General features: G+C 72.5%; 15 protein-coding genes. 10 read left to right on the top strand and 5 right to left on the bottom strand.

The features are described from left to right. Positions 1–223: 223 nt before the first annotated feature. Both QDS12_RS18090 and manD read left to right on the top strand, forming a co-directional pair. Positions 224–1,597: a mannitol dehydrogenase family protein gene (locus tag QDS12_RS18090; protein ID WP_279881555.1), complete on the top strand. Its 1,374-nt coding sequence runs from the start codon at positions 224–226 to the stop codon at positions 1,595–1,597. Then, a complete protein-coding gene (gene manD, locus QDS12_RS18095) occupies positions 1,594–2,814 on the top strand; it encodes a D-mannonate dehydratase ManD (protein ID WP_279881557.1) in 1,221 nt (406 codons plus the stop codon). Before QDS12_RS18090 ends, manD begins: the two co-directional genes overlap by 4 nt. A 69-nt stretch (positions 2,815–2,883) precedes the next feature. Here manD and QDS12_RS18100 read toward each other — a convergent pair whose 3' ends face one another. Continuing rightward, positions 2,884–3,903, bottom strand: coding sequence for a cupin domain-containing protein (locus QDS12_RS18100; RefSeq protein ID WP_279881559.1), 1,020 nt, complete (start codon positions 3,901–3,903; stop codon positions 2,884–2,886). On the opposite strand from QDS12_RS18100, the gene QDS12_RS18105 reads away from it, so the two are divergent. Beyond that, entirely contained in the window at positions 3,902–4,354 is a 453-nt protein-coding gene (locus QDS12_RS18105; protein WP_279881561.1) for an anthrone oxygenase family protein, read from the top strand. The genes QDS12_RS18100 and QDS12_RS18105 overlap by 2 nt on opposite strands. 4 nt (positions 4,355–4,358) lie before the next feature. Here the strand turns inward: QDS12_RS18105 and QDS12_RS18110 are convergent, their stop codons facing one another. Then, positions 4,359–6,404, bottom strand: coding sequence for an NAD(+) synthase (locus QDS12_RS18110; protein ID WP_279881564.1), 2,046 nt, complete (start codon positions 6,402–6,404; stop codon positions 4,359–4,361). Between the two features lie 9 nt (positions 6,405–6,413). Then, on the bottom strand, positions 6,414–6,899 hold the full coding sequence (locus QDS12_RS18115; protein WP_279881567.1) for a GNAT family N-acetyltransferase: 486 nt from the start codon (positions 6,897–6,899) through the stop codon (positions 6,414–6,416). Between the two features lie 227 nt (positions 6,900–7,126). On the opposite strand from QDS12_RS18115, the gene panB reads away from it, so the two are divergent. From panB to QDS12_RS18150, 7 genes are all read left to right on the top strand, one after another. After that, positions 7,127–8,002, top strand: coding sequence for a 3-methyl-2-oxobutanoate hydroxymethyltransferase (gene panB / locus QDS12_RS18120; protein WP_279882205.1), 876 nt, complete (start codon positions 7,127–7,129; stop codon positions 8,000–8,002). A 412-nt stretch (positions 8,003–8,414) separates the two neighbouring features. Further along, a complete protein-coding gene (locus QDS12_RS18125) occupies positions 8,415–9,539 on the top strand; it encodes a PQQ-dependent sugar dehydrogenase (protein WP_279881569.1) in 1,125 nt (374 codons plus the stop codon). A gap of 74 nt (positions 9,540–9,613) precedes the next feature. Then, positions 9,614–10,501, top strand: a complete 888-nt coding sequence (locus tag QDS12_RS18130) for an ABC transporter ATP-binding protein (RefSeq protein WP_279881572.1) — start codon at positions 9,614–9,616, stop codon at positions 10,499–10,501. Continuing rightward, positions 10,498–11,283, top strand: a complete 786-nt coding sequence (locus tag QDS12_RS18135; RefSeq protein ID WP_279881573.1) for an ABC transporter permease — start codon at positions 10,498–10,500, stop codon at positions 11,281–11,283. Before QDS12_RS18130 ends, QDS12_RS18135 begins: the two co-directional genes overlap by 4 nt. Before the next feature lie 14 nt (positions 11,284–11,297). Further along, positions 11,298–12,392, top strand: coding sequence for a histidine kinase (locus QDS12_RS18140; protein ID WP_279881575.1), 1,095 nt, complete (start codon positions 11,298–11,300; stop codon positions 12,390–12,392). Then, positions 12,389–13,006: a response regulator transcription factor gene (locus QDS12_RS18145; RefSeq protein WP_279881577.1), complete on the top strand. Its 618-nt coding sequence runs from the start codon at positions 12,389–12,391 to the stop codon at positions 13,004–13,006. Before QDS12_RS18140 ends, QDS12_RS18145 begins: the two co-directional genes overlap by 4 nt. Before the next feature lie 367 nt (positions 13,007–13,373). After that, positions 13,374–14,507, top strand: a complete 1,134-nt coding sequence (locus QDS12_RS18150; protein WP_279881580.1) for a PQQ-dependent sugar dehydrogenase — start codon at positions 13,374–13,376, stop codon at positions 14,505–14,507. Here QDS12_RS18150 and QDS12_RS18155 read toward each other — a convergent pair whose 3' ends face one another. Together QDS12_RS18155 and QDS12_RS18160 are read right to left on the bottom strand one after the other, a co-directional pair. After that, positions 14,508–14,705 carry a hypothetical protein gene (locus QDS12_RS18155; protein WP_279881583.1) on the bottom strand — a complete coding sequence of 66 codons (198 nt, stop codon included), beginning with the start codon at positions 14,703–14,705 and terminating at the stop codon, positions 14,508–14,510. It abuts the gene before it with no gap. 9 nt (positions 14,706–14,714) lie between these two features. Next, a complete protein-coding gene (locus tag QDS12_RS18160) occupies positions 14,715–15,143 on the bottom strand; it encodes a tetratricopeptide repeat protein (RefSeq protein WP_279881586.1) in 429 nt (142 codons plus the stop codon). Positions 15,144–15,187: the final 44 nt, after the last annotated feature.

Genomic DNA, 15,187 nt, shown 5'->3' on the forward strand with positions numbered 1-15,187 from the left:
TCGGTTGCCATCGGTCGCCGCCCGGCCTACGGTCGCGTGACGCACGCCGCACGGGGGCGGCGGGGTGGGCGGCAGACCGCCCGACGACGAGGAGATGCGTGAACGAAAGCTCCCCACCACCGGCTGCCGAATCACGTCGGCGCGGCGCGTCGGGCTTCGTGGCCGAGACCCGCGACACGGCGGTCGGCCTGGTGGACGACCAGCCGCGGCGGGCGTTCCGGCCGTGACCGGACGCCTCTCGCGCGCCGCAGCGGGCCGGCCGGCCGCCCCGGTGGCCGCCGCCCACCTGGGGCTGGGCGCGTTCTTCCGCGCGCACCAGGCCGCCTACACCGACCTCGCCCCGGACGCGGACGCGTGGGGCATCGCGGCGTTCACCGGCCGCCGCGCCGGCCTGGCCGAGCAGCTCGCCGCCCAGGACGGGCTCTACACGCTGCTGCGCCGCAGTGCCGACGGCGACGAGGCGTCCACGATCGGGTGTCTCAGCCGGGTCCATGCCGGCGGCGACGTCCCGACCTGGCTCGCGACCATGGCCGACCCGGTCGTCCGGCTGCTGACGCTCACCGTCACGGAGGCGGCGTACCACCGCAGCGCCGACGGCGGCCTCGCCGTCGATGCCCCGGAGGTCGCGGCCGACCTCGCCGCGCTGCGCCGTCGTGATCCCGCGGCCTGCCGGAGCGTCCCCGGCCGCCTCGTCGCGGCCCTGGCCGCCCGCGCGGACGCCGACGGCGGCCCGCTCGCGGTCGTCCCGTGCGACAACCTCCGCCGCAACGGCGCCGCGGTCGGCCGGGTCGTGGCCGAGCTGGCCGCCGAGGTCGCCCGTGACCTGGACCCGCAGCTGCCCGAGTGGATCGAGCGGCAGGTGTCGTTCGTCGACACCGAGGTCGACCGGATCACGCCGCGGACGACCGCCGACGACGTCGAGGTCGTACGCCGTCTCACCGGTGTCGACGACCCGTGTCCCGTGGTCACCGAGCCGTTCACGGAGTGGACGCTCGCGGGCGACTTCCCCGGTGGCCGACCCGCCTGGGAGGCGGCGGGGGCGCGGTTCGTCGACGACGTGACGCCCTACGAGACCCGCAAGCTGTGGCTGCTCAACGGCGCCCACTCCCTGCTGGCCTACGCCGCCGGCGCCGTCGGGCACAAGACGGTCGCCGACGCGGTCGCCGACCGTCGCTGCCGCGGCTGGGTCGAGGAGTGGTGGGACGAGGCCGCCCGCCACCTCGCCCTGCCGACGGCCGACTACCGCGCCGCCCTCCGGGAGCGGTTCGCCAACCCGGCCATCCGGCACCTGCTCGCGCAGATCGCCGCCGACGGCTCCCAGAAGCTGCCCGTCCGCGTCCTGCCGGTGCTGCGCGCCGAACGCGCCGCCGGCCGCCCCGGCTGCGCCGGCACCCGGGCCCTCGGCGGCTGGGTCGCGCACCTGCGCGGCCACGGCGCACCCCTCACGGACCCGCGCGCCGAGGAGCTGCGGGCCTGCGCCACCGGGCCGCTCCCGGACGCGGTGCCGCGGGTGCTCGCTGCCCTCGACCCGACCCTCCCGGACGACCCCGACCTCGTCGCGGCCGTCCTCGAGCACACGAAGGAGCTCAGCCGATGAAGATCACCGACGTCGACGTCATCGTCACGTGCCCCGGACGCAACTTCGTCACCGTGCGGATCACCACCGACCAGGGCCTGACCGGCGTGGGCGACGCGACGCTCAACGGCCGGGAGCTCGCCGTCGTCTCCTACCTGCGCGAGCACCTCGCGCCGCTCCTCATCGGGCGCGACCCGCTGCGCGTCGACGACACCTGGCACTACCTCTACCGGGGTGCCTACTGGCGCCGCGGCCCGGTGACGATGACGTCGATCGCCGGCGTCGACACGGCGCTGTGGGACATCAAGGGCAAGGTCGCCGGCCTGCCCGTCTACCAGCTGCTCGGCGGTCGCTCCCGCGACGCTGTCACGGTCTACGGCCACGCCTCAGGTGCGACGGTCGAGGAGGCGGTCGCCGATGCGGCCGGCTACCTCGAGCGCGGCTACCGGGCGGTCCGGGTCCAGTCGGCGATCCCGGGCCTGGACTCGACGTACGGCATCGGCGGGGTGGCCACCGCTGCCGCGCACGCCTACGAGCCGGCCGACTCGGCGATCCCGACGGAGAACGTCTGGGACACCGAGGCCTACCTCGACCACGTGCCGCAGCTCTTCGCCGCCGTACGCCGTGAGCTCGGCCCGCTCCCCCGGCTCCTCCACGACGTCCACCACCGGCTCACCCCCAACGAGGCGGCCCGACTGGGCAAGGAGCTCGAGCCCTACCACCTCACCTGGATGGAGGACCCGGTCCCGGCCGAGATGCAGGACGGCTATCGCCACCTGCGCGCGCACACCACCACGCCGATCGCGACCGGCGAGGTGTTCAGCTCGATCTATGACTGCGAGCTGCTCATCCGCGAGCGGCTGATCGACTACATCCGCACGACCGTCGTGCACGCCGGCGGCATCACCCACCTGCGCCGCATCTTCGACCTGGCCGCGCTCTACGACGTCCGCAGCGGCTCCCACGGCGCGACCGACCTGTCCCCGGTCTGCCTCGCCGCTGCGCTCCACGTCGACACCGCGATCCCGAACTTCGGGCTGCAGGAGTACATGCCGCACACCCCCGAGACCGACGAGGTCTTCCCGCACTCCTATCGCTTCGAGGACGGGATGCTCCACGTCGGCGAGGCGCCGGGCCTCGGCGTCGACATCGACCTGGAGAAGGCGGCGCAGTACCCCTACCAGCCGGCCTCGCTGCCGGTGAACCGGCTGCGCGACGGCACGATGTTCCACTGGTAGACCCGGACGTCCTGCGGTTCGGTCGCCGCGGCGACCAGGTCGTACGACGTCGGGCCGGGCGCGGGCGGGTCAGCCGGCGCGGCTCCGGAACTCGCGCGGGCTGACGCCGTACTCCCGCTTGAACGCGGTGCTCAGCGCGAACGGCGTGCCGTAGCCGACCTGCCGCGCCACGGCCTCCAGGGTGATCCCCGGATCGGCGAGCAGGTCGGCGGCCAGCGCGAGTCGCCAGCGGGTGAGGAAGGTCAGCGGCGGCTCGCCGACGAGCGCGGCGAAGCGCCGGGCGAACGCCGCGCGGGAGACGTGCGCGGCGGCGGCGAGGTCCTCGACGGTCCACGACTCCTCCGGGCGCTCCTGCATCAGCCGCAGGGCAGGACCGGCGACCTCGTCGCCGAGGGCGACGTACCACCCCGGCGGCCGCGCGTCCGGCCGCGAGAACCAGGCCCGCAGCACGGCGATGAGGAGCAGGTCGAGCAGTCGGTCGAGGACGGCGTCCTGGCCCGGCTCGGCGCGCACGATCTCGGCGTCGAGCAGCCCGATGAGGGGCGAGCCGAGCTCCGCCTCGTTGACGACGAACAGGGGTGGCAGGGACCGCAGCAGCCGGCGGCTGACCTCACCCTCCAGCAGGTAGGACCCGCTGAGCAGCACGGTCTCGCCGGCCGGGTCGTTGCCCCAGCTGCGGACGCCGAGGTCGTACTCCTCGGTGAGCCGCCGCCCGTCCGGCGCGACGCACTGCTGCCCGGGCATGATCGTCGCCGTCACCGGGGTCGAGGCGGCGTCGGCGATCGTCCAGTGCGGCACTCCGAGCGCGACGACGACATCGCCGGGAGCGAGCGCCACCGGCGGCGCACCGTCCGGCACGGCCCAGGGCCTGCCGCTCACGACAGCCGTCAGGCTCAGCGGGACCTCGTCGGCGATCCGGAGCGCGAACGGCGCCCCCATCAGGCAGCGCACCAGGAACGCACCGCGCGCCCGCGGACCCTCGAGCACCGCCGACAGACCGTCCACGGCTGCCGAGCGTAGACGATCGCGTATGTCGGCGCGGCGCGTGGCGATGTCGCCGTACGCCGGCTCCGACTGGACTGGGGTCATGACCATTCGCACCCTCGTCCCGCTCCTCGCCACCGTCGCCGCCGGCCTGCAGGCGGGCACCTACTACGTGTGGGCGTGCGGCGTCATGCCCGGCATGGCCCGCACCGACGACAAGACGTTCGTCAGCGCCCTCACCCACATGAACCAGGCGATCGTGAACCCGGTCTTCATGGCGACGTTCGTCGGCACTCCGCTCCTCGCTGCGGCCGCGGTGGCCACGGGACCCAACCGCCCCTGGCTGGCGGCCGGCCTGGGTCTCGCCGTCCTGACCGTCGTCATCACCGGCGCGGCCAACGTGCCGCTCAACGACGCGCTCGACCAGGCCGCCGCGCACCCCGCCGCGGCGCGCGAGGCGTTCGAGTCCACCTGGGTGCGGTGGAACGTCGCCCGCACGGTGACGTCGACCGGCGCGCTCGCCGCCCTGGCCTGGGCGGCGCTGCGCGCCGCGTGACCGGTCAGAAGAAGGGCACCTGCTCGAGGTCGTGTAGCCACGCCGCCGGCGAGGCGTCGGACGGCATCCGCCAGTCGCCGCGCGGGCTCATCGTGCCGCCGTTGCTGACCTTGGGCCCGTTCGGCAGTGCCGACCGCTTGAACTGGTTGGCGAAGAACCGCTTGATGAAGACCTCCAGCCACGACCTGATCTCGCCGAGGTCGTAGGAGACGTGGTTGGCAGCCGGATAGCCGGGCGGCCACTCGCCCGCCGCCGCGTCGCTCCAGGCGTGCCAGGCCAGGAAGGCGATCTTGCTCGGCCGGGCGCCCTCCCGGACGAGGTGGAACAGGTTGAAGTCCTGCAGCGCGTAGGGGCCGACGACGGCCTCGGTGCTCTGCGGCTTCTGTCCCGCCTCCACCGGCACCAGCTCGGGGCTGATCTCCTGGTCGAGGATCGTCTGCAGCACCTTGTCGGTGCGCTCGTCGAACTGCTCGGTCGAGATCACCCACCGGATCAGGTGCTGGATGAGGGTCTTCGGGACACCCGAGTTGACGTTGTAGTGCGACATCTGGTCACCGACGCCGTACGTGCACCAGCCGAGCGCGAGCTCGGACAGGTCGCCGGTGCCCAGCACGATCCCGCTGCGCTGGTTGGCGGCGCGGAACAGGTAGTCCGTCCGCAGCCCGGCCTGGACGTTCTCGAACGTCACGTCGTAGACCGGCTCGCCCCCCGCGAACGGGTGGTCGAGGTCGTGCAGCATCTGCCGCGCCGACGGCGTGATGTCGATCGTCTCGTACGTCGTCCCGAGCGCCTCCATCAACGCGACGGCGTTGCCCTTCGTCTCGTCGGAGGTGGCGAAGCCGGGCAGGGTGAAGGCCAGGATGTCGCTGCGCGGCCGGCCGAGCCGGTCCATCGCGTTGGCCGCGACGATGAGCGCGTGGGTGGAGTCGAGGCCGCCGCTCACGCCGATGACGATCTTCGGCCAGTAGTCGGGGCCGCCGATGGCCCGTAGCCGCTGCTCCAGCCCGGAGACCTGGATGTTGTAGGCCTCGTAGCAGTCCAGCGCGAGCCGGTCGGCGTCGTCCGGGACGAACGGGAACCGGTCGACCTTGCGGCGCAGCCCCAGGTCACCCTCGGGCGGGTCGAGCACGAAGTCGACCACGTGGAACTCGTCGTCGACGTCGACCGCACGGCGGTTGTCGTCGAACGTGCCCTGCCGCAGCCGCTCGGCCCGGATACGGCCGAGGTCCACGTCGACCACCGTCCGCCGGGCGCCGTCCGGGAACCGCTCGGACTCCCCCAGCAGGTCGCCGATCTCGTAGACCATCGTCTGGCCGTCCCACGACAGGTCGGTGGTGGACTCCCCCGGGCCAGCGGCGGTGTAGACGTAGGCGGCCACGCAGCGCAGGCTGCTGCTCTGCACCAGCTGGCGGCGGCTCTCGCTGCGGCCCACGGTGACCGGGCTCGCGCTGAGATTGCACAGGACGGTGGCGCCGGCCAGGGCCGCCTCGGCGCTCGGCGGCACCGGCACCCACATGTCCTCGCAGACCTCCACGTGCACGACGAGGTCGCGGACGTCGCTGGCCTTGAACAGCAGCCGCGGGCTGATCGGCACGTCGACACCGTCGAGCGTGACGACGTCGTCGATGTCGTCACCCGGGCCGAACCAGCGCCGCTCGTAGAACTCCCGATAGGTGGGCAGGTTCGACTTCGGCACGACCCCGAGCACCTCCCCGCCGTTGATGACGACGGCGGTGTTGAGCACCCGGTTGCCGTAGACGAGCGGTGCGCCGACGACGATCACGGGCCGCAGCGCCTCAGACGCGACCACGATCTCGCTGATCGCCGCCTCGATGCCGGCGAGCAGCGTGTCCTGGAGGAACAGGTCGTCGATCGCGTAACCCGACAGGCACAGCTCCGGGAACACCGCGACCGCGACGCCCTCCTCGTGGCAGGCTCGCGCCTGCTCGATCACGGTCCGGGCGTTGGTCGCCGGGTCGGCCACCGCGATCGGCATCGTGACGGCGGCGACGCGGGCGAAGCCGTGGGCGTAGGCGGAGTAGAAGTCCACGCTCGGAGTCTAGGGAGCCGTCGTGGCCGGCCGCTCCATGCACATCTCCTCGGGCCCGCCGCGGATCGGGCTCGGCTTGCGCCCGGTCTCGCGGAACCCGAGCCGCTCGTAGAACCCGTGCGCCCCCGCGTTGCCGACGACGTGGGTCAGCCGGACCGGCCTGTCGCCGGCCGCGACCACCACCGCGTGGACGAGCCCCCGGCCCGCGCCGCTCCCCTGCGCCTCGGGCAGCACGTAGAGCTTCCAGAGCATGACCGCATCGTCGTCCTCGAGCAGGGACCACGACGCCATGCCGATCACCCCGGCGTCCGTCTCGGCGACCAGCGTCCGTCCGGTCTCGATGCCGCGGGCGATCGCCTCGCGGCTCCACCAGCGCTCGATCCCGGAGCGGACGTAGTCGTCGCCGGCCAGCGGCGCGTACGTCGCCCACCACGCTTCCGTGCCCACCCTGATCACCGCATCGACGTCGTCGGCGATCGCCACTCGCACCTCCATGGCACCGACCTTAGGGCCGCGCGCGGCCGTGAGACCTCCCGGATCCCGCTCCGGCCGCCGCTCGCGGCGTGGCCCGTCCTGGCGGCGGCTCTCGGGGTCGGCTACCACGCGCTCGAACGGCGCATGCCGTGACGATCGACACAGCGCGCGCTGGCCGGTCGTCGGACTAGCGTGGATGGCGGTCCGTGGACTCCATCAGGGAGCCGCGAGATGTCACGAAAGGCTCGATGATGAGCAGTACTCCCGAAGAGGCCGCGCCCTACGGCGCCGGGGTCTCGACAGGCTCGACCAGCGGAAGCGCCCCGGCGGTCAAGAAGGTCCGCACCCACCATCTGCGTGCGTGGAAGGAGGCGGGCGAGAAGTTCACGATGCTGACGTCCTACGACGTGATGACCGCCCACCTCTTCGACGAGGCCGGGGTCGACACCCTGCTGGTCGGCGACTCGAGCGGCAACACCGTCATGGGCTACTCGACGACCGTGCCGGTCACCTTGGACGAGATGATCGTCATGGCTCGCGGCGTCACCCGCGGCGCCAAGCGGGCGCTGGTGATCGGCGACCTGCCGTTCGGCACCTACCAGGCGTCGCCCGAGCAGGCCTACCTCTCCGCCGCCCGCCTCATGAAGGAGGCCGAGGTCGCCGCGGTGAAGCTCGAAGGCGGCGTCGAGATGGCACCCCAGATCCAGAAGCTCACCCAGGGCGGCATCCCGGTCTGCGCCCACATCGGCTTCACGCCGCAGTCGGAGCACACGCTCGGCGGCTACCGGGTCCAGGGTCGCGGCGACGCGGCGGAGCGACTGCTCCAGGACGCGCGGGCCGTCCAGGAGGCCGGCGCCTTCGCCGTCGTACTCGAGATGGTGCCGGGCGAGGTCGCCGCGCGCGTCACCAAGGAGCTCACCATCCCGACGATCGGCATCGGCGCCGGCAACGAGACCGACGGCCAGGTGCTGGTCTGGCAGGACGCGTTCGGGCTCAACACCGGCCGCGTTCCGCGGTTCGTGAAGCTGTACGCCGACCTCGGCTCGGCCATCCTCGACGGGGCCCGCAGCTTTGTGGCCGAGGTGAAGGACGGCTCCTTCCCCGCGCCCGAGCACACCTTCTGACCGGACGTCGAGAAAGATGGAGCCTTCGGCCACGTCCTGAGCGATCAGGCTGGCCGAAGGCTCCGTCTTTCAGGCCTTTCAGGCGACCTCCTCGCCCGGGAGGCCGATGCGCGACCGGAGGACCGTCGTCCCGGCGTCGGTGAACAGGGACGCCCGGACAGGTCGTGCCACACCTCGATCCGGCCCGCATCGTGGGGCCGTCCGAGCGCCACGTCGTGGCTGGCGCCGTCGTACTCCTGGAGAGTGCGCGTGCCGATGATGAGGAGATCGGACGCCGGCGCATTTCGAGTGCGTCGAGCGCCTGACCACCGCGACGAACCCCAGCGGCCGGTTGTGGAGGGCTAATCCCCGCGGGCCGGCTGTGCGTGAAGTGGAGCCGGTTCCGTGCTCGCCGAGGGCGTACCGTCGACCCATGCGGGTCCGACTCGGATTGCTCGTCACCCTTCTCGTCGCCGGCATGCTCACGGCCGCCGAACCACCGGCGGGGGCCGCGCTCCCCCGCCTGTCGGTCAGCGTCGTGGCCGGGAGCCTCGACCATCCGTGGGACGTCGCCGCCCTCCCCCATGGCCGGCTGCTCGTCACCGAGCGGTCCCGGGCGCGGCTGAGCGTCATCCGCCACGGCCACCGGCGCACGATCCCGCTGGTCGGCTCGCACCTCTGGGTGAGCGGTGAGACCGGCCTGATGGGCCTGGAGGTCGACCCGCGCTGGAGGAGCAACCACCGCATCTACACCTGCCAGGGCTGGGGCACGTCGGCCTCGCACGACGTCCGCGTGATCGCCTGGCGGCTGACCAAGCACCTGCGCGAGGCCGTACCGGTCCGCACCCTCGTGGCCGGGCTGCCGTCCACGAGCGGGCGGCACGGCGGCTGCCGGCTGCTGATCACGCGCGACGGCTCGCTGCTCATCGGGACGGGCGACGCGGCGACGGGGACGAACCCGCGCAACCTCGGCTCGCTCGGGGGCAAGACGCTGCGGGTCAACCGGTTCACGGGCCGGCCGTGGCGGCACAACCCGTTCCGCAGCAGCAGCAACGCGAAGACCCGGCTCGTCTACACCTACGGCCATCGCAACGTGCAGGGCCTCGCCCAGCGCCGCGACGGCACGCTCTGGTCGATCGAGCAGGGCACCTCCCGCGACGACGAGGTCAACCGACTGGTCGCCGGCGGCGACTACGGCTACAACCCGGTCCCGGGCTACAACGAGTCGGTCCCGATGACCGACCAGTCGCTCCCCGGCACGCAGATCGACGCCCGCTGGTCGTCGGGTCCGACCACCGACGCGACCAGCGGCGGGACGTTCGTCCCCAACAGCCGGAAGTGGAAGGGCTTCCGAGGCTGGCTCGCCGTCGCGGCCCTGAAGAACCAGAAGCTGATCATGCTCCACTTCTCCCTCTCCGGAAGGCTGCTCGCGGAGCGCACCGAGCTGACCGGCCACGGGCGGCTGCGGACCGCCGTCGTCGCTCCCAACGGCGACCTGTTCGTGACGACCGACAACGGCGACGGCCGCGACGTGATCCTGCGGGTCCACCCGCGCTGACCCTGACAGATGTCATCCGCGTGTCGTGACCGACGCGCTAAGCGTCTGATCCATCGAGGCACGATGCTCGTCCCATGAGCATTCCTGCCGTGCGCCTCAGCGGCGTGACGAAAGACTTCGGGCCCGTGCACGCGGTCCGCGGCATCGACCTCGAGCTCGCCCAGGGTGAGGTCGTGGCATTCCTCGGCCCCAACGGCGCGGGCAAGACGACCACCATCGACATGGTCCTCGGCCTGTCGCAGCCGACCGGCGGCAGCGTCGACGTCCTCGGCATGGCGCCGCGCCAGGCGATCGCGCACGGTCTCGTGTCGGCCGTGATGCAGACGGGCGGCCTCCTCAAGGACCTCACCGTCCGCGAGACCGTCGAGTACACCGCCAGCCTGTTCGCCGACACCATGCCCGTCGACGAGGCGCTGGCCAACGCCGGCATCACCGCGATCTCCGACCGCAAGGTCGGCAAGTGCTCCGGCGGCGAGCAGCAGCGGCTGCGGTTCGCGATGGCGCTCTTGCCCGACCCGGCGCTGCTGCTGCTCGACGAGCCGACCACCGGCATGGACGTCGAGGGCAGGCGCGCGTTCTGGTCCGCGATCCGCAAGGACGCCGAGAAGGGCCGCACGGTCCTGTTCGCGACGCACTACCTCGAAGAGGCCGACCAGTACGCCGACCGGATCGTGCTCATCAGCCACGGCCGGATCGTCGCCGACGGCACCGGCGCCGAGATCCGTGCGCTCGCCGAGGGCCGGACCGTCCGGGCGACCTGGCGCGACGCCGACTCGGCCGCGCTGGCGGCCCTGCCGGGCGTCGACCAGGTCGACGTACGCGGGGACCAGGTGCTGGTCCACGCCAAGGACTCCGACGAGGTCGCGCGGTTCCTGCTGACGCAGACGCCGGCCCGTGACCTCGAGATCACCTCCAAGAACCTCGAAGAGGCCTTCCTCAGCCTGACGGGAGCAGACGCATGAGCACCACCACCGTCGACGTCACCAGCCGCCGCGTTCCGCGGATGGGCGGCTTCAGCCTGACCCTGCTGCGGATCGAGCTGTTCCGCATGCTGCGCAACCGCCGGACGATCGTGTTCACCCTGATCCTGCCCGCGGCGCTGCTCCTGACGGTCGGCAACCAGGCCGGGTGGGACGACCGGGTCGGGTCGGGCAACGTGGCGGCGTACCTCATCATCTCGATGGCGCTCTACGGCGCCGCCCTCACCGCGGCCGCCACCGGCTCGATGGTCGCCGTCGAGCGCGCCCTCGGCTGGTCGCGCCAGCTGCGCCTCACGCCGCTGCACCCGGTCGCCTACATCATGACCAAGGCCATCGTCGCGCTCTGCATGGGCGGCCTCGCGATCGCCGCCGTCAACGTCGTCGGCCTGCTCCAGGGCAAGGGCGAGATGCCGGTCGGCGTGCGGGTCGGCGCCGCCTTCGTCACCCTCGTGTGCATGCTGACGTTCGCGGCGCTCGGGGTCTTCATCGGCTACCTGGTGCCGAGCGAGAACGCCATGCAGATCCTCGGCCCCGGCCTGGCGCTGCTGTCCTTCCTCGGCGGTGTGTTCTGGCCGCTGGACCAGTTCGCCGAGGTGGTGCGCCAGGTCGCCTACTGGACGCCGATGTACGGCGTCGCCGAGGTCGCCCGTGCGCCCCTCACCCACGACCTGCCCTGGTTCGCGGTCGTGAACGCGATCGCCTGGTTCGGGATCTTCGTGGCCGGGGCCGCCTGGCGGATGAGCAAGGACACGGCCCGGGTGTGACTAGCCTTTCCCCCGTGAGCGAGCAGCGGGCCCAACCGACCCAGATCGGGCGGCTGGGCCCGCTGTTCGCGGGCATCTGGCTGTTCTTCCTGCTCGACCCGCTCGCATACGGCTGGGAGAACCGCGACAAGGCCTGGGGTCTCCTCGGGATCGTCGCGACCGTCGCGTTCGCCGGCGCCTACATGACGCTGTGGGCGCGGATGCGCGCCAACCGCACCGTCAGCGCGCTGGACCCGCCGCTGTCGTTCACCGCCCCCTACCTCGCGGCCCTCGTCCTCCTCGGCGCCGCGATGGTCGCCTGCCTGGGCGAGCGGGGGCTGGCCTGCACGGTCTACATCGCCGTGGCGTCGGTGATGGTCCTGTCGGTACGCCTCGCGCTCGCCGTCATCGCGGTGCTGGTGTTGGGCTCGCTCGGTCTCAGCGCGGCGGCCGGCTGGGGCAACCAGATCAGCCTGGCGTTCGGGATCTCCGCCGCCTCCCTCGCGATCTTCGGGATGCGCACCGTGGTGCGCCGCAACGCCGCCCTCATCGGCGCCGAGCAGGAGAACGCCCGGCTCGCCGTCGACAGCGAGCGCAACCGGTTCGCCCGCGACCTGCACGACATCCTCGGCCACTCCCTCACGGTCATCACCGTCAAGGCGGAGCTGGCGCAGCGGCTCCTCGACGCCGATCCCGACCGCGCCCGCGCGGAGCTGGCCGACCTCGAGCGGCTCTCACGCGACGCCCTGGCCGACGTACGTCGGGCGGTGAGCGGCTACCGCGAGCTGACCCTGCCCGGCGAGCTGGCCCGGGCGCGGGAGGCACTGCGCGCCGCCGAGATCGAGGCCCGGCTGCCGCAGAGCACGGACGACGTACCGACCGACCTGCGCGAGCTGTTCGCCTGGACGGTGCGCGAGGGCGTCACCAACGTCATCCGGCACTCCGGCGCGCGGTCCTGCGAGATCGTGCTGACCCCGAGCAGCGCCGAGATCCGGGACGACGGCCGCGGGCCGGGGTCCTCGGTCGACGGCTCCGGGCTCACCGGCCTGCGGGAGCGGTCGGCCGCGGTCGGCGCGACCGTCGTGACCCGGGCGCTCGAGCCGGGCTTCAGCCTGCAGGTGTGCGCATGAGCGCCCCGACGATCCGGCTCCTGCTCGCCGACGACCAGGCGCTGGTCCGGGGCGCGTTGGCCGCGCTGCTCAGCCTCGAGCCCGACCTGGAGGTCGTCGCCGAGGTCGGCTCGGGCGACGAGGTGCTGCCCGCCGTGCTCGAGCACCGGCCCGACGTCGCGCTGCTCGACGTCGAGATGCCGGGCATGGACGGCATCGCCGCCACGGCGCTCGTGCGCGCCAAGGCGCCGCGCACCCGGGTGCTCATCGTGACCACGTTCGGACGGCCCGGCTTCCTGCGCCGCGCGCTGCAGGCGGGCGCCTACGGCTTCGTCGTCAAGGACACCCCGGCGGCCGAGCTGGCGGACGCCGTGCGCAAGGTGCACCGGGGCCTGCGCGTCGTCGACCCGCAGCTCGCGACCGACAGCCTGGTCGCCGGCGAGTCGCCGCTGACGCCACGGGAGACCGAGGTGCTGCGCGCCGCGCGGGACGGGTCGACGGTGGCGACGATCGCGAAGCGGCTGTTCCTGTCCGAGGGCACCGTCCGCAACCACCTGTCCGCCGCCATCGGCAAGACCGGCGCGGCGACGCGTGCCGAGGCGGTCCTCACCGCCGAGGGCAACGGCTGGCTCTGAGGGTGGGCGGCCGCTGCGTCGCCGTCCGCCAAAGTGTCACGGTGACCGTTCGCGAGTCGGGTGACCGTTCGGATGTGTCACCCACACCGCAAAGGGTCACCGTGACACTTCGGTCACCAGCCCCATTCCGTACGTCCCGACCGCGAAGTGCCGGAACGCCAGGCCCCGCCGTCTGCGTGAGTCGGCGGGGCTGACGCCGAGTACCCAGTCTCCGCGCAGACATACCCATGAATCGACAAATTCCTGGGGGAAAGCCAAAGCCCCGCCGTCTGCGTAAGTCGGCGGGGCTAATAGTGAGGTAACCCGGGTTGTTGCTGCTGATGCTCTAGTGGGATGTGATCTGGACCACCCGGAGGTACCGTGATCCATGCTGCCTCGGGTCCTCCGCACCGTCGCCCTCCTCGCCCTGCTCGCCGTGGCGCTCGCCGTCCCGACCCACGACCCGGCGGCAGCCGCGCAGCCGCGGCTGCGGGTCCACCCGCTCGTGCGCGGCCTCGACCATCCGTGGGACGTACGCGCCCTCCCGGGCGGTCGGCTCCTCATCACGCAGCGCAACCGGCGCGCGCTGACCGTGTGGCGGGCGGGCCACCAGCACCGCGTGCGGTTCGCGAACCGGCGGATCTGGGTCGGCATCGAGAGCGGCCTCATGGGGCTGCAGGTCGACCCGGCGTTCCGGAGCAACCGTCGTTTCTACACCTGCCAGGGCTGGCGCCGGCGCGGCGGCGGCCACGACGTGCGGGTGATCGCGTGGCGGATGGGCCTCGGCTACCGCCGGGCCACTCAGCTGCGGACCCTCGTCTCCGGCCTGCCGTCCACCAACGGCCAGCACGGCGGTTGCCGCCTGCTCATCGCCCGCGACGGGTCGATGCACGTCGGCACGGGCGACGCCAAGATCGGTACGGCGCCCGAGAACCTCGGCTCGCTCGGCGGCAAGACCCTCCGCCTCAACCGCTTCACCGGCGCACCGTGGCCGACGAACCCGTTCATCCGGAGCTCGAACCCGCGCACCCGCTACGTCTTCACCTACGGCCACCGCAACGTCCAGGGCCTGGCACAGCGCGCCGACGGCACGATCTGGTCGGTGGAGCAGGGCACGTTCCGCGACGACGAGGTCAACCTGCTGGTCAGGGGCGGGGACTACGGCTACAACCCGGTACCGGGCTACAACGAGCAGGTCCCGATGACCGACCACTCGCTGCCGGGCGTGCAGCAGAGTGCGCGCTGGCGCTCGGGCAACCCGACCGACGCGACCAGCGGCGGGACATTCCTGCCGTCGTCCGGCTGGGGCCGACTCGACGGCTGGATGGCCGTGGCCGCTCTCAAGCACCACGAGCTGGTGCTCCTGCACTTCGACGCGGCAGGTCACCTGCTGCGCGAGCTGCACGCCGTCCGGGGTCGCGGCCGCCTCCGCACAGCGGTCGTCGCCCCGGACGGTTCCCTCCTGGTCACCACCGACAACGGCGGCGGCCGGGACGTCGTCCTCAGGGTGCGGCCGCGCTGATCAGCCGTCGCCCTCGTCGGCGTCGTCGTTCCAGGCCGGGTCGTGCTCCCAGGCCTCGTTGCGCTCCTCGACCTTGCCGAGTGCTTGCTCGGCCTCGGCCGGGGTGTCGTACGGACCCAGCCGGTCCTTGTTGGGGCACCCCTCCGGTCCTTCGACCGTGTGGTGCTTGAGGCAGAACCAGTAGCCGCCCTCAGTCATGGGTTGAAGTTACCCGTTCTCGGCCTTCGTCATCAGCAGCCGCTCGACACGCAGCATGGCGAGCTCGTGCTCGATGTCGCCGCTCATCACCGCGGCCATCTTGAGGTGCGGGAGCGCCTCCTCGAGGCGGCTCTGCCGCTCGAGCACCCGGCCCAGGGCGTGCCGCGACCAGACGTCGTCGGGGGTCTCCTCGACGAGGTCGCGCAGCTCGTCCTCGGCCTTCTGAAGCTGGGCGCGCAGCATGTAGGCCCAGGCACGGAGGCAGCGCAGCCCGGTGTTCGCGGGCTCGTCGGCCAGGGCCGGCTCGATGATCTCGAGCGCCTCCTTGGGCGCGCGACGGGCGAGCAGGTCATAGGCGACGCGGTACGCCGACTCCGGCTGCTGCATGCCGGGGAAGACGATCGCCGGGGCGGAGAGCTGGAAGTCGTTGTTGGTCACGACATGAGAACCTTTCTCATCTTGCGGGCATTCCCGCCACACCC

Source organism: Nocardioides sp. CER19, assembly GCF_029846275.1.
Lineage (GTDB): Bacteria > Actinomycetota > Actinomycetes > Propionibacteriales > Nocardioidaceae > Nocardioides.